Here is a 16,575-nt window from a genome sequence, read left to right on the forward strand (position 1 = left end):
ATTCTTCATAACGAAGATTAAAATGATCAAGCAATGGGTGCGGAAGACGAGAGGTTTCTGGAGGACCGGGTGAAGGTCCTCGGGGAGGATGCGCTGGTCGTCTTCGTCTCGGACTGTCACATAGGCGGGGACCCCGGGTGCGACGGGTTCGAGGCCGCGGAGGAACTCACCCAGCTCGTCGAGGACATCTCCACCCACGAGGGGCCGGTCGAGCTGGTCCTCGCGGGGGATTTCCTTGATCTGCTGCTGGTCGGAGAGCCGGCCGCGGGAAAGGACCGGGCCGGGATCATCCTCGAACGCCCCGAGTACGAGCGTCTCTTCGAGGCGCTGCGCCGTTTCTCTCGGTCCAAGGACCGGCGCATCGTGTATCTGCCCGGCAACCACGACGCCGAGGTGTGGTGGAACGAGAGGGCCCGCGGTAGCCTCGAAGAGGGGATCGGGGTGGACGAGTTCGCGCTCTCCTACCTGGTGGGGCTGCGAGGGAGGGATGGGGAGCGGTATACGGTCTACTGCGAGCACGGGGATCAGTTCGACCCCCCGAACCGCGTGGACGACTACTCTTCGCCGTTGAGCACCCCGCTCGGCTTCCACATCGTACGGGATTTCGAGCGCCGGATCGTACCCCTCGGCAGGATCTCACGCAACCTCGACCTCTCGGAGATGCGGGACGTCCGTCCGCTCTCGGCGATCCCGCAGTGGATGTCGAGCAAGTACTTCTACAACGTGCTGGGGAGCATAACCGGGAAGCTCATGCTTCCCTTCATGCTCCTCTACCTCTTCTACCGGGCCGCGGCGTTCTTCTCCACGGTCTCGGATGATGCGCCTCGGATTTTCTACAAAGCATACCTGCTCGTTCCCAGGGTGGATGCGGCCATAAAGGATGCCGTCTTCTTCGTCAGCATAACGTTGCTTCTGTTCGCCGCGTTGGTGCTGTTGCTCGGGCGTACGCTGCGCCGGTTCGTCTCGGCGATGCACGAGGTGAATACGGACTCGGGCGTCGGGCCGTCCCAGGAGCAGCGGATAGACGAGCTCGTCGTCCAGGGCCGACGCCCTCCGATGCTCGACCGCGACGTCCCGCACATCGACGCTTTCGTCTCCGGTCATACCCACACGCCCGATCTGAGGGTGCTCGACCGGCACGATGGACGACGGACGATCGTCGCGAACAGCGGCTGCTGGCTGCGCTGGCTCACCCCGATTCGGGCCTGGCTGAAGGGGCCGCCGGTCTTCGTTCCCACCTTCATGCTCACCCACGTGAGGGTCTTCGTGCGGGGGACCAGGCTCAGGGTGGAGCTCTGGCAGCATCCCAAGCCCACCGCCCTGCAACTCACCCGGCTGGAGCGGCTGGCCACCTTCGGCAAGAGGCCCCGTCAGCCCGCTCCGGGGGCGAAACCGCGTCTGCTCGGGGCCGCCGAGACTTTCGCCGACTTCGGAGCGGTGGGGAGGAGGGTTGGCGAAGGGTAGAGAGACCGGGCCGGACGGCTCTCCCGCCGGGCGCGTCCTCATCCTCACGGCCGCCGTGGGGAGCGGTCACGTTGTGGCCGGGGAGGCGCTCGGGGAGGAGCTCGGGCGGGCGGGCTGGGAGGTGGAGTTGCGCGACGGGCTCGAGATCATGAGCCCGGTGCCGGCGGAACGGCTCGGCGGGATGTACGTGGGGCAGGTGCGACACCTGCCGCGTCCTCTGGCGCTGCTCCTGTGGACGATCTCCTTCCGGGGGACCGCGGACCTGGTCAGGGTCTTGGTCGGGGCACTCTTCGGGGGTAGATTGCTCGAGGTGGTCCGTACTACGTCTCCCGACCTCATCGTCTCTACCTACCCGCTCGTCACGGCGGCGCTCGGGCACCTGCGGCGGCGTGGCAGGATCACGGTGCCGGTCGCAGCGCTCGTGACCGACTACGGGGTGCACCCGATGTGGGTCTCGCCCGCGCTGGACGTCCACCTCGTAGCCTCGGAGGTCTCGGCCGGGATGGTCGAGCGGGCGGGGGGGAAGGCGACCGTGGTGAGGATGCCGCTCCGGGAGGGTTTCCGGCGACCTCTCTCGCGGGAGGAGGCCCGGCGGACACTCGGCCTGCCGCTGCGGGTTCCGGTCGCGCTCGTCGTCGGTGGAGCGTGGGGGATAGGGGACCTGGCGGGTTGTGTGCGCACCGTCGCGGGGACACGGGCGTGCCACGTCGTGGCGGTGACCGGGCGCAACGAGGTGCTGAGGAGACGCCTGCAGCACGAGTACGCGGGGAGGGACGACGTACGGATCGTCGGGTGGACGGAGGAGATGCCGCTCCTCATGTCCGCGGCCGACTTCCTCGTCCAGAACGCTGGAGGCGTCACCTGTTTGGAGGCGGCCGCCCTTGGGCTCCCCGTGCTCCTCTACCGGCCCATACCCGGCCACGGCGCCATAAACGCCCGCGCCATGGAGCGGGCCGGCGTCGCCCTCTGGGCGCGGTCGGCCGGTGAGCTGGAGGCGATCATCCGTGGGCGCACCTTCGAGAGGGCCGTGCATCCTCCTTCCGTGGAGCGGCTCCCGGCGGCACCGGACGTTCTCAGCGCACTCCGCGCGAACTGGCGGAGATGGTGAGCGCCCCGGCGACGGTGAGGACGATCCCGGCTCCGAGTATGGTTTGAGGGATGGTCCCCGAGGGCCAGGCCTCCCCGAAGAATGCAGGAGCCACGGCCACGGGGAGCACCGTGTGCAGGGCGAGTATCACCGGGGCGGCGATCGAAGCCTCCATCTCGCGCAGGGCTCTGAGCTGGGCGTCGAACGCCGCGGCGCTCGCCGCTATGAGCCCGGCGAGGAGGAGGGCGGAGCCGATCAGATGTGGGGGCAGGAGGTCTCCCAGACCCGCGTTCTGGGGCAGGAGGTCGATCAGGCCCTTGGTGAGGATTCCGGAGAGGGCGTAGGAGACGCCGGAGGAGATCGCGAACAGGAGCGGGCGCGCCGGAGCCCGTCCGCCGCGCAGCGCGTAAGGAACTGCGGTCACGGCGCCGGCGGACGCGACGAGCGCGGCCCACTCCCAGGGTGTGGGAGATGCGCTACCGTAGGAGGGAGGGAAGACGCCGGCTGCCGAGAGCCCGGCGACCAGGAGCACCGCCCCTGCGAGCTTGGCCTTCCCGAGCGGTTCTTTCAGGGCGAGGCTGGAGAGAAGCAGCAGGAACCCCAGCCCGGCCGCACTCACGATGCGGGCGAGCGTCAGCGGGATGAAGGTCAGAGAGGCGGCTTCGAACACCCAGCCCGCGACGTCCAGCGCTATCCCGGCGATGCCCGAGGAGCGTTTGCCCGCGGAGACCGCGAGCGAGGCACCGCCCCCGCGGCTCCTGCGGGCGGCGAGGGCGAGCAGGATCACGGAGGCGTTGTAGGCGAGCGTCGAGGCGACGATGAGCACGATGCCGACTATCATCGGCTGCGGGCCAGGAGGTTTTCGAGGGCTTCGACAGCGGAGGGCAGGCCCTCTTCGCGCTGCGGGGCGGGGGGATGTCCGGCGGTGAGTATCTCTTCGAGAGCCCTCGTGTCGCGCGCCCAGAGCGCCACCCCAGCCTCCTCCATGATCCTGGCGTTGTACTCGCCGTGGCCGGCTATCGGGTCGAAGGAGACGAGCGGCACGCCGAGGTCTATCGCCTCCAGGGCCGTCATCCCGCCGGCGTTCTGGATCAGACAGTCCGCGGCCGCCATCACCTGCGCCATGTCTTTGCGCCAGCCGAGGATGAGCACGCGCTCCTCGCCCCCCAGCAGATCCCGCAGGCGTCTCATCAGTGCCTCGTTTCCGCCGGTCGCCACGATTGCATGCCAGCCGCACCCAAGCACTGTGCGGGTCGTCTCCCCCAGGTTCCCGGCTCCCCAGGCTCCACCCGAGATCAGGGCGACGGACGCCCCTTCCTGCGGGACGCCCAGGTCATCTCTCGCCCTTCGGCGGTCTACCCTGGCGTGCGACGCGCGTGTGGGGATGCGCACCGCCAGGGCCTTGCCACCCGCTCGCTCGACCAGACCGGCCGAGATGCGGGAGGGGACGAGGTTGAGGTCCACGCCCGAGGCGACCCACAGAGGGTGCGCCCCGTAATCCGTGATGAGCGCCGCGACTGGGCAGGGAAGCTCCCCACTGCTGCGCAGACGGCCCACGGCCGCGCTCACGAGCGGGTAGGTCGAGACCACGAGGTCGGGGGCGGACGAGCGCAGAAGGGCCCGCAGCTCTTTCGTGAAAGCCGGGCTGCTCGTCAGACGGTGGATCATGCGCGACCCGTGTCGGTTGGAGGTGACCTTGAAGGCCATCCCCCACGATGTCGGGAGCCGACCGGTCGAGCCCCTCGTGAGGCCCTTCCGGTAGGAGCTCACGGCGAGCCGTTCGATCCACCCGGACATGAGGTTCAGACCGTCCTCGACGAGGACGTGGTGCCCGGCTGAGGCGAGCTCGCCGGAGAGGGCCTCACCGGCGGCCTTGTGCCCTCCTCCCGCCCCGGCGGTGAGTATAAGTATGTGGTGTCCTTGGGTCATCGAGCGGATCCGGGTTCCTCTCTCGCCGCGCCCTTGCCAGGCGTTTACACGTTTCCGCAAGGAATAATAGGATATCCGGGAGGTGTGAGAGGCACGTGAGAGCGGCCGGGTTCGGGCCGAGGTCCGCGGTGAGAGCATAGAGTTCGAGAGCACTCCCGGCGATGGAAGCACCTTCTCGCTCTTCGTTCCGTCTTCTTGAGCGTACTCTCATCCACCTCTTACTCCTCTCTGATAACCTGAGAGGATGAACCCGAAGGGAGCGGGCGGCAGAGGTGGGCCGCGGCATACCCGCCGCGGGGGGCGTGATGCGTGGGGTGCCTCCTTCCTGGGGGCCTCGGCCCTCCTTCTACTCGCCGCGTTCGCCGTGCTCGCCTACGTCGTCTCCCGCGGTGTGACCCGTCCTCTCGACGTCGCCGTCATGATGGAGGTGCACGGGGTGTTCTCTCCCTCCATCGAGGGGCTCATGGTCGCAGCGACCACGCTCGGGTATTACTCGGTGGTCACGGTGTTGCTCGCGGTCTGCGTCGTCCTTTTCTATCTGCGGGGTCTGCGGTGGTATGCCCTCTACATGCCGGTGTGCACCGTCGGGGACATGGTTCTCACCACCATCGTCAAGGACACCGTGGAGAGGATCAGACCGCACCTCTTCCACTTCCCCGGATATCCGATCCCGCACTCCTTCTCCTTCCCCAGCGGGCACGCCGACATGGCCGTGGCCTTCTACGGGGTGCTCGCGCTCCTGCTCGCCCGACTACTCTCCGGTGGCTGGAGGTGGCTCGTGCTGGCGGCCGGGGTGTTGCTGGTCCTCGTCATCGGCTTCAGCAGGATCTACCTGGGGGTTCACTACCCCTCGGACGTGCTCGGCGGCTACCTGCTCGCCGGATTCTGGGCCTCGCTGACAGGGAGTGCCTTCGTGCTCCTGCAGGAGCGCTTCTAGCACTGGGCCTTGTAGAGGTATTTCGACACGTTGGGGTCGTTCACGTTGCCTCTGGTGACGACGGTGAAGCCGGTCGTGACGTTCTTTTTCTGCGGCTTCTTCTTGGTGTCGAGATACTCTACGGCCATCTTGACGCCCAGCCTTCCTATATCCCCGGGATGCTGGGCGATCAGACCATCCACGCTTCCCTTCTTGAGGTCCTTGACTTCTGTGGGGGAGGCGTCAAACTCTATGATCTTCACCTGCCCCTTCTTGCCTGCCTGACGCACGCCGGTGGCTGCGCCCTCCCCGGCGTAGATGTTGGTGCCGAAGATTCCCGCGAGATCGGGGTTCTTCTGCAGTACGGCCGAGGTTATGGAGGCTGCCTTGGTGGGATCGTCGTTGTCGTACTGGGCCCCGAGGTATTGGATGTTCGGGTACTTCTTTATGGCGGCTTCGAAACCCTTCTGGCGAGCGTCGGTCGTGGATATACCCGGCTTGACGTTGACCACGAAGACCTTACCCTTCTTGTTTACTGCCTTCGCGAGAGCGTCTCCTGCGACCTGCCCACCTTTGAAGTTGTCCGAACCTATGTGGGCCAGAAGAATGTCCGTCTTGTTTATCGTCGTGTCCACGGCTATGACGGGGATGCCCTGGTTCACCGCGCTCTGTATCGGGGCGATCATGGCGGTTTTGTCCGTCGGCGCGATGAGTATGGCATCCGGACTCGACTGGATGGCGGCGTTCAGGATAGGGGTCTGCTCGCTGGGGTCGAAGTCCTTAGGCCCCTGTATCTTGAGATCCACCCCGAGTTTGTTCGCCTCCGCTGAAGCTCCGCAGCCCATCGTGGTATAGAACTCGTCCCCGAGGACGCCCACGATGAGGACGATCCTGTAGTTCTTTTTGGCTTTGGCCTGTCCACTACCTGTACTGCTCGTTGCTCCGCTGCTTGACCCTCCTCCGCAACCGCCGAGCAGCATCGCTCCGAAGCCGCCCGCGGCCGCCACGCCGAGGAATTCCCGCCGACTGAAGGCTCTCCTACCGCTCTGGCGTTCCATCGCTTTCCTTTCTCCCTCTTTCATGAACGTTCTTCTGCACTCTTGCGTCTCTGGTCTATGTAGACCGCGAGGATGAGGATCACCCCAATGGTGGCCTGCTGCCAGAAAGCCTGGACACCTTCTATGATGAATCCGTTCTGCAGGACCGCGGGTATGAAGGTGCCGACTACCGAGCCCAGGATGCTCCCGATCCCGCCGAAGAGGCTTGCTCCTCCTATAACCACGGCAGAGATTACATTTAGATTGTCAAGGGTATGCGTCCCCGGAGATGCGGTATTGAACCGGGCGAGGTCTATTATCCCGGCGAGCCCGGAGAGGAAGCCGGAGAGTACGTATACCTTGAGTAGGTGACGCTCGACGTTTATCCCCACCTTGCGTGCCGCCTCCGCGCTGGAGCCGATGGCGTACGTGTAGCGCCCGAAGCGGGTCTGCCGCAGAGCGAGAGCGGCTATCACGACGACGACGATGGCGACCGCGATCGGGACCGGCAGCATACCGAACAGATTGCGCGTGCCGATCTGGGACTGGATCGCCGGTGGTACGTAGGGAACGTTCACCCCACCAGAGAGTATCTGGGCCGTACCCAGGAAGAGTCCCAGCGTGCCTAGCGTTGCTATGAACGGCGTCAGCTTGAGGCGCGTGATCACGAGCCCGTTTATGAGCCCACAGACCACGCCGACAGCGAGCCCGACGAGTATGCCCACCGGTATAGCGACATTTTGGTGCGGGTAGATGTAGTGGTGCACCTGCTGCGGAGTGCCGGAGAGCGCAACCATGGTGTTGGCGGCGACCACGCTAGAGAGCACGAGGGTTGCACCGACCGAGAGATCTATGCCGGCGGTTATGATGACGAACGTCATCCCGACGGCCATGAGCAGGAGCTCCGAGGCGTCAACGGCTATGTTCATGAAGTTCTTGCCGCTCAGGAACGCTCCGCCCTCCAGGATGGAGAAGATGACGATCAGCGCGAGCAGAATCAGGAATATGAACGCCGATGAGATGCCAAAACGCCGCAGACTCTGCTCTCCAACCTCCTTACTTGTCAACCTGGCTTTCAGCTTCACCATCTCAGGCCACCTTTCCACCGCCAGCCGAACCGGTCATGGCCGCAACCACATCGTCCATGGAGCACGAGGCAGGGTCTAGCTCGGCCGCCACCTGCCCGAGTCGCAATACGACAATGCGGTCGGCTACCTCGAAAACCTCGGGTAGGCTGTGGCTGATGAAGATGACCGGTATCCCGGAGTCCCTCACTTTGCGGATTATGTCCAGAACCACCCTCACCTGGTTGACACCTAGTGCGGCCGTGGGCTCGTCCATCACGATGAGCTTGCTCGCCCACATCGCTGCCCGGGCCACCACCACGCCCTTGCGCATCCCCCCGGAGAAGGTGCTCACCGGCTTTCGCATGTCCTGTACCCGAATTTTGAGGCGTTCCAGTTGCTCCTCGGCTTCCTTTCTCATCGCCTTGTGATCTAGGAACCCGAGCCGTCCCAAAATCCCTTTCCTGTACTTCTCACGCCCTAGAAACATATTTGCGACCGCATCGAGATGCGGGGCGGCGGCAAGATCCTGATAAACTGTTTCTATGCCCCGCTCGCGTGCGTCCTGCGGCGTGGAAAACTCAACTCGCTCGCCTTGGAAGAAGATCTCCCCAGAATCCGGTGGAAAGACCCCCGTGATGATGTTTATGAGCGTGGACTTTCCCGCCCCGTTGTCGCCGCATAGGGCTACGACTTCGTCTGGATAGACCTCGAAATCTACATCCCTCAATGCCTGTACGGCACCGAAAGACTTGCTTACCCTGCTAACCTGAAGAACGGGTTCCTTGTCAGTTCCTACAAGATCTTTTTCTGGGTTACTACCCGTCACGACCTACCTCCGCCGCGGGTTCCCTTTCTCCACCGTATTGACAACCTTGTCAAAACGCACAGTATCACAAGCCCCCCGTACGTGTCAAGCATCGGATCAGGAAGGTACGCAGCCACAGGACTCACGCACGATGAGGCGGGTGGGAAGGATGATCCGGCTTGGAGAAGAAGATTTCTTTCCCTCAAGCCGATCGAAGAGAAGCTCAGCGGCTTTACGCCCCAGTTCGTCGACTGGTTGTCGCACCAGGGTGAGGCGAGGTCGGAGGGAGGAGGCGAGGGGAAAATCATCGAAGCCGGCGAAGGCGATATCGTAGGGGATGCGTAGTCCGGCACGGGCGATGGCTTCGAGAACACCGATCGAGATCAGGTTGTTCCCCGCGAAGATGGCGGTGGGATGGTCGGGAGCTTCGAGCAGCTCGAGCATTGCTTCCTCTGCTGCGGAAGCGGTGCTGCAGCCTAGCCGAAAACATTCTCGCAATCCTGTGGTTCTCGTGGCTTCAAGGTAGCCTTGCAGCCGCTTGCGGGTCGTGTGGAGGCGTTTGCCGCCTCCGATGAAGGCTATATGCTGGTGGCCGTGGGAGATCAGGTGCTCCACGGCTTTCCTGGTGCCGGCTGCGTTCTGGACCGTCACCGTGTCGGTGCGGATGCCCTCTGCCGGGCGATCGATCGCGACCATGGGGAGGCCGGCCTCCAGCTCCCTGCGCAGATGGCTGCCGTCGCCGGGTGCCGGGACAAAAAGAAGCCCGTCAACCCGTCGCCCGGAGAGCACCTCGACGTACTCACGTTCTATCTCCGGATCCTCCGAGGAGGCGCACAGGATCATCGTGTACCCGCGAGAACGGGTCACCTCCTCGACCGCTCGCGCTAGCGCCGCGTAGAAGGGGTTGGAGATGTCGGCGATCATGAGCCCAATCGTACGTGTGTGGCGACCCTTGAGGCTGCGGGCAAGCTCGTTTGGACGATAACCTAGCCTGGCCGCCACCTCAGACACCCTCGCCGCCGTCTCCGGATTGACCTCGCGCTCGCCGTTGATCACGCGGGAGACCGTCTTGATCGAAACCCCGGCCTCTTGCGCCACGTCGCGTAGTGTAACCCGCCCCAAGTTCCGAGATGACCCTCCACTCATGGGTGCTGACAAGTTTATCATCGGGGCTTGGTCGAAACTCTCCTGGGGTTGCTATCGACAGATTGACGAGCTCTGATGCTGAAAGGGTTCCCCAAGTCGAGATGGGTGGTTGATCCCGTGTCATACGACTGTGGTGATACCGTGTACTGAAGGTATGCCTGCATGGCTCCCGGTGTGAGACTTCGAACGATCTTCTGCTTTGAAACGGGATTTTGGTGCTATCCTCTCCGCCCTGTGGAGAGGTTTACACGGAGATCTGGTGCAGGGCAGGAACGCGCTGTGTGGATGGAGTTCCCCTTCGATTCGACGGTTGCTGTGGCTCACAGGGGGGCGCACGGGGAAGGGCGACCGGAGAACTCTCTTGCGGCGGTGGAGCGCACCGCGGAGATAGGTGCTCGGGCGGTGGAGTTCGACGTCGTGGCGCTCCGGGACGGAAGGCTCGTCGTCTCGCACGATGAGCCCACAGGAGAGAGGGCCGAAAGCCTGCCGGACATGGAGCAGTTCCTCAGGGTGGTCGCAGGCTCGGACATGATCCTCAACCTCGACTGGAAGAGGCGCGGGGGGGAGGAGCGGGCCTGCGGGATGCTGCGCCGGTACGGGCTTCTGGAGAGGACGCTCGTCAGCTCCACGGACCGCCGGGTGATCGCCCGTTTCAAGCAGGAGGCGCCGGGGGTCGCGACCGGTATCTCGCTCGCGCAGAGAAGGACATCTGCGGCGGAGGCCGCTCGTGAGGTGAGCCGGGTGGTGCGGGAGAGCAGGGCGGATGCGGCGATGCTGGAGTACAGGGGCGCCTCGGAGGAGATGGTGAGGGTTCTGCGCGGTGCCGGGGTGGGTGTGTTCCTCTGGACGGCCCCCGACCAGGAGACCTACTCGGAGCTCGCCTCTCTCGAGCCCGACGGCATCGCGACGGACGCGATCGAGCAGCAACTCGACCCGCAGCACCGCCTGTAGCAGGCCCGACGGCGGCACATCCGGATTCTCGCGGGCGTTACCGCTATGATATCGGCGGTCCGCGCGGTTCGCCGTGCGGGTGAGGGAGATGTGTGGCGCTGCCCTTACGGAGGGGAGAGATGCAGACAAGAGATGGTGTGTTCATCGTTACCGGTGGGGGATCCGGGCTCGGGGCTGCCACGGCGCGCATGCTGGTCGGTGAGGGGGCGGGCGTGGTGATCGCCGAGATAAACGAAGAAGCCGGGGAAAAGACGACCTCGGAGCTCGGTGGGCGGGCAACCTTCGTCCGCACCGACGTCACCGACGAGGAGAGCGTGAAGGCGGCCGTCGAGGCGGCGCGGCGGATGGGGACGCTGCGCGGGCTCATCAACTGTGCGGGGATAGGCCCCGCAGCACGGGTGGTGAGCCGCAAGGGCGTCCATGACCTGGGGTTGTTCACCCGCACGATACAGGTCAACCTGATCGGCACCTTCAACGCCATCCGACTCGCAGGGGCGGTGATGGCCGAGAACGAGCCCACCCGGGACGGGGAACGCGGGGTCATCGTCAACACCGCCTCCGTCGCAGCTTTCGAGGGACAGATCGGGCAGGCCGCCTACTCGGCCTCCAAGGGAGGGGTGGTCTCGATGACGCTCCCCATAGCCCGCGAGTTCGCCCGCTACGGCATCCGCGTCGTCTCGATCGCGCCGGGCATCTTCGACACTCCGATGCTCGCGGCGCTCCCCGAAGATGCCCGCGAGTCGCTCGGCCGGCAGGTGCCGTTCCCCGCGCGCCTCGGCAGGCCGGAGGAGTACGCGGCTCTGGCGAAGCACATAATCGAGAACCAGATGCTCAACGGCGAGGTCATCCGGCTCGACGGCGCGATCAGGATGGCCCCCAGATAGAGGAGGTGAGGGGTTGAAAAGGGGCCTGGTGGCCCGTCGAACACCCTCTGGATGGGCGATGCCTTTCCCCAGCGGAGGATGTAGAGTCGGAGAGGGGCGGCCCGAGACTATCGGCGGAGGTGCGAGATAGAGATCCCGGCGCGTAGCTTGAGGCGGATCGCCGCCCTCGGGGCGGTGCAGGAGGAGCTCGAAGCCCTCGCCCGCGAGGTGAGGGACTTCGGTCCGGAATATGCCCGGCTCGCCGAGCGTCTGCTCGAGGATGCCGCGATGGCCGAGGTAGGGATGTGCCGCGAGGAAGCCGCCATGCCCCAGCCGCTCACCTACGAGGATTTCATCGCGGACACGAAGCCCTGAGCGGGTGTGCCCGCGGGTTTAAGTTTCCCCGTCCGCCACCCGATAATATGGGCGTGGTTTCTTGAAGAAGAGAAGCGTGGTCTTCCTGGAGGGGGGAGTACATGGGACGTCTCGCACGTTTTTGGGCTGCCGCCGTCACCTCGGCCTTCTTTTTCTGTCTCCTTTCGGGCGTGGCCCTCGCCGCCTCTTACTCTCAGGTCGTGGACAACGCGACCCCGGGTCGCTTCCGGGCCTCGAGCGCCTGGGGGACGAGCTCCTACAGCCCGCAGAAGTACGGGGCGAACTACCGGTTCACCACCCCGAAGGCGGTCTCCGACGCCGCTGCGTTCAGGGTCAGGATACCGGCTTCCGGCAGCTACAGGGTCTACGCCCGATGGCCCGCGAGCCCGGGCTACAATCCTTCTGCCCCCGTGGGGATAAAGACCGCCTCGGGCATGGAGTGGGTGCGGGTGGACGAGACCAGAAACGGTGGGCGCTGGGTGTTGCTCGGCACCTTCAGGATGAACGCGGGGGATCGCTACAGCATCCTGTTCTCCCGCTGGACCGGATCTCCCGGGTACATCGTCGCGGACGCCGTGAAGATAGTCGCCGTCGGGGCCGGAGCCACCGGCGGTGGTTCCGTCACCGGAGAGGACGTGCTGGCCGAGGCGAAGACCTGGCTGGGGGTGCCGTACCTCTACGGTGGGGATTCGCGGCAGGGCGTCGATTGCTCGGGGCTGACGATGGAGGTCTACGCCCACTTCGGCATCTACCTGCCTCACTCCGCCGCCGCGCAGTACTCCTACGGAACCGCGGTCTCGAGCCCCGGCCCCGGGGATCTCGTCTTCGACGACTTCGACGGTAGCGGCACGATAGGACACGTCGGCATAGCCACGGGCGACGGCAGGATGATCGACGCCCCCTATCCGGGGACGGTCGTGCGCTACGATCCCATCTACCCGCAGTACACCGTGGGGTACAAACGTCTGGTCCCGACCGGCACCTCCGCCGCTCAGGGCAGGACCCTGCACCGTGCCTTCGCCGTCAGCAGACCGGCGCGCCTGCCGGTGGACGAGGATTCCCGGGCGGCCCGATCCAGAGGTTAGCCCCCGAGACGGGGAGACAGGAGCGCCGACAAACATTACACTGTGCGTCAGAGTAGTGTGAAGACGGAGGCGTGTCGGGAGGTGAACCGAGTGAGGCTCCGCATAGGACGAGGGAGGAGGGGTATCGCTTGAAGCTCGAGCTCTCAAGCGAGGGACGTTACGGGCTCCGGGCGCTGGTGTATCTCGCGCAGCACGATGAAGGTGGGCTCATCACGGCGGACGTCATCTCGAAGGAGGCCAGGATACCCCGCCGCCTGCTCGCCAGGATCCTGGCGAAGCTCTCCCACAGCGGCATCGTCGCCAGCCGGGAGGGCAGAAGAGGAGGCTCACGACTCGCGCGTCCGCCGGAGGAGATCACGCTCGCCGACGCCGTGAACGCTATCGAGGGGCCTTTCGAGATGACCCGTTGTATATTGGAGGAGAGGGCCTGCGGCGAAGGCAGGCCCTGCGCTCTGCACGATGCCTGGGAAGAGGGACAGGACGCCATCCTGGGCTACCTCGCCTCCCAGACCCTGGCGGATTTCGTCTCCGACGCCGCCACGCTGGGTACCCCGGACAGCCCGGCGCATACCTGAGCGATGCAGGCCTCTCGCCGGTGATCGCAGCCACACCGCCCGCTACACTTACTATTACGCGGATGGTAATATTGTGATGAGAGAGGTGCAGTCGGTCCAGAGGGGTTCAGGAGATGGTCGAGGCTATCGTTCACACGGTGCACGTGTTGCTCGCGGGGGTCTGGCTTGGCGGGGTGGTGTTCACGACCACGGTGGTCTCGCCGGCGCTCAAGGCGATGAAGTGGTCTGATGCCGAGCGCATCGGCGTACGCTCGGTCATCGGAGGCTATTACGCGAAGGTCGGGACGCTCAATCTGCTGTTCCTCTTCCTCTTCGCGATCCTCGACGGCGTCTTCGGCGGGTTTGGGGGGATTCTGTACGCGGAGTACGCGCTCCTCGTCATCCTGTTCTTCCTGGTTGCCTCCCACGGGGCCTACTTCGGGCGCCGTCTGCGCGAGCTGGCCGAGGCCGAGGAGGCCGCGGAGGACCGGCGGGAGGCTGCGGAGATCTCAGCCAGGCGTCGTTCGCTGCAGGGGCTCTCGTTCGCCGTCTCGATGGCAGATATCCTGATCAGCGTGGTAGTCGTCGTGCTCTCGGTGAACGCGCTCTGATCCACACCGGTTCGCTACTCACTTCCGGGGTCGTAACCCCTTCTCCTCCTGCTGGGTTTCCTGCCCGTCTGCGGAGGGTAATTACTGAACAGGCACGCTCTCCGTAACAGCAGGTCTTTGTGCGCCAGAGAGACGGGAGGTGGCCTCGATGACGGAAGGGAAAAGCGGCGCCGAGCTCTGGGAATGGGCCGAGTACTACTGACCGTGGTGCTACATCGCGGCCGTGCGCCTGCACAGGCTGATGTCCGAGTATGAAGGACGCGTGAGGGTGGTGGAGAAGCCCTTCCCGCTGGAGGTCTTCGGGAGCGGAGGGCCCGACCGCGGGCTGCTCGAGCAGGAGTGGTGGATAGCGGCTATCCAGGAGCCTTTGGCCGAGTTCAACCCCTACGAGGGGGATGATTTCCCCGAGACGACGCTGCCGGCTTTCGAGGCTGCCTGGTGCGCTTTCCAGCAGGGAGAGGACGCCGGCCACGACTACGACCTGCGGGTGAGACGGGCCTTCTTCGCCCAGGGGCGCAACATCGGCAGGAGGGAGGTGCTGCTCGAGATCGCCGAGGAGGCCGGGCTCGAGATGAGCCGCTTCGAGCGGGATTTCTCCGGGGATGAGCCGCGCCGGGCCGTGCTCGCCGAGGCGAGGGAGGGGGTGGAGCGTTACCGGGTGCGCGGGACGCCGACGGTGATGCTCCCCTCCGGGAAGAAGCTGAGGCACCCCATAGCCTTCCCGAGGATGGAGGACCACCGGGTGGTGGGGGTGCGGCCTCTTCCCTGCTGCGGCGAGGGGTGTCTTGAGGAGACGAGGACGCTCTTCGAGGAGGCCGCGGCGGTAGAGTGAAGAAGGAGGTGGTGGCGTGTGCAGATGAGGATAGACTACACCAAGGTTGCACCGGGGGCCGTGGAGGCCATGGGTGGCCTGGAGCGCTACGTGCGCGGGAGCGGGCTGGAGGACTCTCTGCTCGAGCTGGTGAGGCTGAGGGCCTCGCAGATCAACGGCTGCGCCTACTGCATAGACATGCATACCAAGGACGCCCGGGCCGCCGGAGAGAGCGAGCAGCGGCTCTACGCCCTGGATGCCTGGCGCGAGACGCCCTTCTACACCGGGAGGGAGCGGGCGGCGCTCGAGTGGACCGAGGCGGTGACGAAGGTCTCCGAGGGGCACGTCCCGGATGAAGTCTACCGGCGGGTGCGGGAGCACTTCGACGAGGAGGAGCTCGTCGCTCTCACGATGGCCGTCATCGCGATAAACGGCTGGAACCGGCTCGCGATCAGCATGCGGGCCGTTCCCGGGAGCTACCAGCCGCGTCCTGTGGAGGTCCGGGCATGACCCAGGTGGAGGAGCTCGCCCGGTTCGTCGAGGGGGCCTCCTACGAGGATCTCTCGCAGGAGGCGGTAAGGGAGCTCAAGGTACGCATCCTCGATGCTCTGGGGTGCGCGATAGGCGCCCTCGACGGCGAGCCGGTGAGGAAGATCCGCGCGGAGATAGAGGAGTTCGGCGGCAACCCGCTCGCGACCATGATAGGGGGCGGCAGGACCGCCCCCGACCGGGCCGCCTTCTACAACGGGGCGCTCGTCCGCTACCTGGACTACAACGACTCGTTCCTCGCCCCCGGAGAGACCTGCCACCCGTCGGACAACCTCGGCGCGGTGCTCTCCGCCGCCGAGTACGCCGGGAGGACGGGGAGGGACCTCCTGGTCGCGCTCGCGGTCGCCTACCAGGTGCAGTGCCGCCTCTCGGAGGTCGCGCCCGTGCGGGCCAAGGGCTTCGACCACACCACCCAGGGGGCCTACGCCGCCGCGGCGGGCGTGGCGAAGGCGCTCGGCCTCGACGCAAAAAGGATAGCCAACGCCGTAGCCATAAGCGGCACCGCGAACAACGCCCTGCGCGTGACCCGCACCGGGGCGCTCTCCAACTGGAAGGGCCTCGCCTACCCGAACACCGGGTTCATGGCTGCGCACGCGGCCTTCCTCGCCGCGCGCGGGATCACCGGGCCGCCGGAGGTCTTCGAGGGCAACAAGGGGTTCATGGACGCGATCGCCGGTCGCTTCGACGCCGGGTGGGCGGATCAGGACCTCGAGCTCGTACGCCGCACGATCGTCAAGCGGTACAACGCCGAGATCCACTCCCAGTCCGCCCTGGAGGGCATCCTGGAGCTCAGGGAGGAGCACGGCATAGACGCCGGGGACGTCGAGTCGGTCGAGCTCGAGACCTTCGACGTCGCCTACAACATCATCGGTGGGGGGGAGGAGGGGGAGAAGAAGACCGTCCGCACCAAGGAGGAGGCCGACCACAGCCTGCCCTACCTCCTCGCGGTCGCCCTCCTCGACGGCGAGGTCTACCCGGCCCAGTACCGGCCCGAGCGCATCGTCGCGAAGGACGTACAGGATCTCCTTAAGAGGGTCGAGGTGCGGCCGGCGGACGACCTGAGCGCCCGCTTCCCCGGGGAGATGCCCGCGCGGCTCAGGGTGCGCCTCCGGGGTGGGAAGGTCTTCGAGAAGGAGAAGTCCGACTACGAGGGGTTCTTCACCAGGCCGATCTCCTGGGAGCGGGCGCAGGAGAAGTTCGAGCGCCTCGCGGAGCCGCACGCGGACTCGAGGCTCAGGGAGGAGATCTCCGAAGCCGTACGACGCCTGGAGGATGTAGAGGTCGGGGAGCTCGCGAAACTCCTCGCCCGCACAGGGAAACTGTAA

18 protein-coding genes are annotated in these 16,575 nt (G+C 65.6%); 12 read left to right on the top strand and 6 right to left on the bottom strand.

The window, feature by feature from the left end:
• Window positions 1-33 precede the first annotated feature (33 nt).
• On the top strand, window positions 34-1,464 hold the full coding sequence (locus tag AC6EKW_RS02800; RefSeq protein WP_498513638.1) for a metallophosphoesterase: 1,431 nt from the start codon (window positions 34-36) through the stop codon (window positions 1,462-1,464).
• Entirely contained in the window at window positions 1,451-2,572 is a 1,122-nt protein-coding gene (locus AC6EKW_RS02805) for an MGDG synthase family glycosyltransferase (protein WP_498513639.1), read from the top strand. The genes AC6EKW_RS02800 and AC6EKW_RS02805 overlap by 14 nt, the downstream gene beginning before the upstream one ends.
• On the opposite strand, the gene AC6EKW_RS02810 is transcribed toward AC6EKW_RS02805, so the two are convergent.
• Window positions 2,538-3,392: a hypothetical protein gene (locus AC6EKW_RS02810; RefSeq protein ID WP_273886872.1), complete on the bottom strand. Its 855-nt coding sequence runs from the start codon at window positions 3,390-3,392 to the stop codon at window positions 2,538-2,540. The two genes, AC6EKW_RS02805 and AC6EKW_RS02810, sit on opposite strands and share 35 nt — an antisense overlap.
• Window positions 3,389-4,480, bottom strand: a complete 1,092-nt coding sequence (locus tag AC6EKW_RS02815) for an MGDG synthase family glycosyltransferase (RefSeq protein ID WP_498513640.1) — start codon at window positions 4,478-4,480, stop codon at window positions 3,389-3,391. The genes AC6EKW_RS02810 and AC6EKW_RS02815 overlap by 4 nt, the downstream gene beginning before the upstream one ends.
• Window positions 4,481-4,724: 244 nt before the next feature.
• Here AC6EKW_RS02815 and AC6EKW_RS02820 point away from each other — a divergent pair, with 244 nt between their 5' ends.
• Window positions 4,725-5,417, top strand: a complete 693-nt coding sequence (locus AC6EKW_RS02820; RefSeq protein ID WP_498513641.1) for a phosphatase PAP2 family protein — start codon at window positions 4,725-4,727, stop codon at window positions 5,415-5,417.
• On the opposite strand, the gene AC6EKW_RS02825 is transcribed toward AC6EKW_RS02820, so the two are convergent.
• The 4 genes from AC6EKW_RS02825 to AC6EKW_RS02840 form a co-directional block, all read right to left on the bottom strand.
• The gene (locus AC6EKW_RS02825; RefSeq protein ID WP_498513642.1) at window positions 5,414-6,478 is read right to left on the bottom strand and encodes an ABC transporter substrate-binding protein; all 1,065 of its coding nucleotides are present in this window, start codon (window positions 6,476-6,478) and stop codon (window positions 5,414-5,416) included. The two genes, AC6EKW_RS02820 and AC6EKW_RS02825, sit on opposite strands and share 4 nt — an antisense overlap.
• Window positions 6,475-7,521: an ABC transporter permease gene (locus AC6EKW_RS02830; protein WP_498513643.1), complete on the bottom strand. Its 1,047-nt coding sequence runs from the start codon at window positions 7,519-7,521 to the stop codon at window positions 6,475-6,477. Before AC6EKW_RS02830 ends, AC6EKW_RS02825 begins: the two co-directional genes overlap by 4 nt.
• Window position 7,522: 1 nt before the next feature.
• Entirely contained in the window at window positions 7,523-8,326 is an 804-nt protein-coding gene (locus AC6EKW_RS02835; protein ID WP_498513644.1) for an ATP-binding cassette domain-containing protein, read from the bottom strand.
• Window positions 8,327-8,422: 96 nt separating this feature from the next.
• On the bottom strand, window positions 8,423-9,427 hold the full coding sequence (locus AC6EKW_RS02840; protein ID WP_498513645.1) for a LacI family DNA-binding transcriptional regulator: 1,005 nt from the start codon (window positions 9,425-9,427) through the stop codon (window positions 8,423-8,425).
• Window positions 9,428-9,736: 309 nt separating this feature from the next.
• Between AC6EKW_RS02840 and AC6EKW_RS02845 the strand changes: the two genes are divergently transcribed.
• The 9 genes from AC6EKW_RS02845 to AC6EKW_RS02885 all read left to right on the top strand — a co-directional run bounded on the left by AC6EKW_RS02845 (window position 9,737) and on the right by AC6EKW_RS02885 (window position 16,575).
• Window positions 9,737-10,402, top strand: coding sequence for a glycerophosphodiester phosphodiesterase (locus AC6EKW_RS02845; RefSeq protein WP_498513646.1), 666 nt, complete (start codon window positions 9,737-9,739; stop codon window positions 10,400-10,402).
• Between the two features lie 119 nt (window positions 10,403-10,521).
• Window positions 10,522-11,286 (top strand): 3-hydroxyacyl-CoA dehydrogenase, encoded by a 765-nt coding sequence (locus AC6EKW_RS02850; protein ID WP_273886875.1) that lies wholly within the window; start codon window positions 10,522-10,524, stop codon window positions 11,284-11,286.
• 147 nt (window positions 11,287-11,433) lie between these two features.
• Entirely contained in the window at window positions 11,434-11,640 is a 207-nt protein-coding gene (locus tag AC6EKW_RS02855) for a hypothetical protein (protein WP_273886876.1), read from the top strand.
• A gap of 101 nt (window positions 11,641-11,741) precedes the next feature.
• Window positions 11,742-12,725: a golvesin C-terminal-like domain-containing protein gene (locus AC6EKW_RS02860; protein WP_498513647.1), complete on the top strand. Its 984-nt coding sequence runs from the start codon at window positions 11,742-11,744 to the stop codon at window positions 12,723-12,725.
• A gap of 128 nt (window positions 12,726-12,853) precedes the next feature.
• Window positions 12,854-13,300: an RrF2 family transcriptional regulator gene (locus tag AC6EKW_RS02865; protein ID WP_273886878.1), complete on the top strand. Its 447-nt coding sequence runs from the start codon at window positions 12,854-12,856 to the stop codon at window positions 13,298-13,300.
• Window positions 13,301-13,413: 113 nt separating this feature from the next.
• Window positions 13,414-13,890 (top strand): hypothetical protein, encoded by a 477-nt coding sequence (locus tag AC6EKW_RS02870; RefSeq protein WP_273886879.1) that lies wholly within the window; start codon window positions 13,414-13,416, stop codon window positions 13,888-13,890.
• A 214-nt stretch (window positions 13,891-14,104) separates the two neighbouring features.
• On the top strand, window positions 14,105-14,722 hold the full coding sequence (locus tag AC6EKW_RS02875) for a DsbA family oxidoreductase (protein WP_498513746.1): 618 nt from the start codon (window positions 14,105-14,107) through the stop codon (window positions 14,720-14,722).
• Between the two features lie 18 nt (window positions 14,723-14,740).
• On the top strand, window positions 14,741-15,211 hold the full coding sequence (locus AC6EKW_RS02880; protein WP_498513648.1) for a carboxymuconolactone decarboxylase family protein: 471 nt from the start codon (window positions 14,741-14,743) through the stop codon (window positions 15,209-15,211).
• Complete coding sequence (locus tag AC6EKW_RS02885) at window positions 15,208-16,575, top strand: MmgE/PrpD family protein (protein WP_498513649.1); 1,368 nt, start codon at window positions 15,208-15,210, stop codon at window positions 16,573-16,575. Before AC6EKW_RS02880 ends, AC6EKW_RS02885 begins: the two co-directional genes overlap by 4 nt.

The sequence above is a fragment of the Rubrobacter sp. M3-4 genome (assembly GCF_059772285.1).

What these genes read in the sequence shown, in the direction of transcription:
- AC6EKW_RS02850 (WP_273886875.1), top strand. Translation starts at nt 10,522, where the DNA reads ATGCAGACAAGAGATGGTGTGTTCATCGTTACCGGTGGGGGATCCGGG.
- AC6EKW_RS02860 (WP_498513647.1), top strand. Translation starts at nt 11,742, where the DNA reads ATGGGACGTCTCGCACGTTTTTGGGCTGCCGCCGTCACCTCGGCCTTC.
- AC6EKW_RS02825 (WP_498513642.1), bottom strand. Translation starts at nt 6,478, where the DNA reads ATGAAAGAGGGAGAAAGGAAAGCGATGGAACGCCAGAGCGGTAGGAGA.
- AC6EKW_RS02800 (WP_498513638.1), top strand. Translation starts at nt 34, where the DNA reads ATGGGTGCGGAAGACGAGAGGTTTCTGGAGGACCGGGTGAAGGTCCTC.
- AC6EKW_RS02810 (WP_273886872.1), bottom strand. Translation starts at nt 3,392, where the DNA reads ATGATAGTCGGCATCGTGCTCATCGTCGCCTCGACGCTCGCCTACAAC.
- AC6EKW_RS02815 (WP_498513640.1), bottom strand. Translation starts at nt 4,480, where the DNA reads ATGACCCAAGGACACCACATACTTATACTCACCGCCGGGGCGGGAGGA.
- AC6EKW_RS02830 (WP_498513643.1), bottom strand. Translation starts at nt 7,521, where the DNA reads ATGGTGAAGCTGAAAGCCAGGTTGACAAGTAAGGAGGTTGGAGAGCAG.
- AC6EKW_RS02870 (WP_273886879.1), top strand. Translation starts at nt 13,414, where the DNA reads ATGGTCGAGGCTATCGTTCACACGGTGCACGTGTTGCTCGCGGGGGTC.
- AC6EKW_RS02820 (WP_498513641.1), top strand. Translation starts at nt 4,725, where the DNA reads ATGAACCCGAAGGGAGCGGGCGGCAGAGGTGGGCCGCGGCATACCCGC.
- AC6EKW_RS02845 (WP_498513646.1), top strand. Translation starts at nt 9,737, where the DNA reads ATGGAGTTCCCCTTCGATTCGACGGTTGCTGTGGCTCACAGGGGGGCG.
- AC6EKW_RS02885 (WP_498513649.1), top strand. Translation starts at nt 15,208, where the DNA reads ATGACCCAGGTGGAGGAGCTCGCCCGGTTCGTCGAGGGGGCCTCCTAC.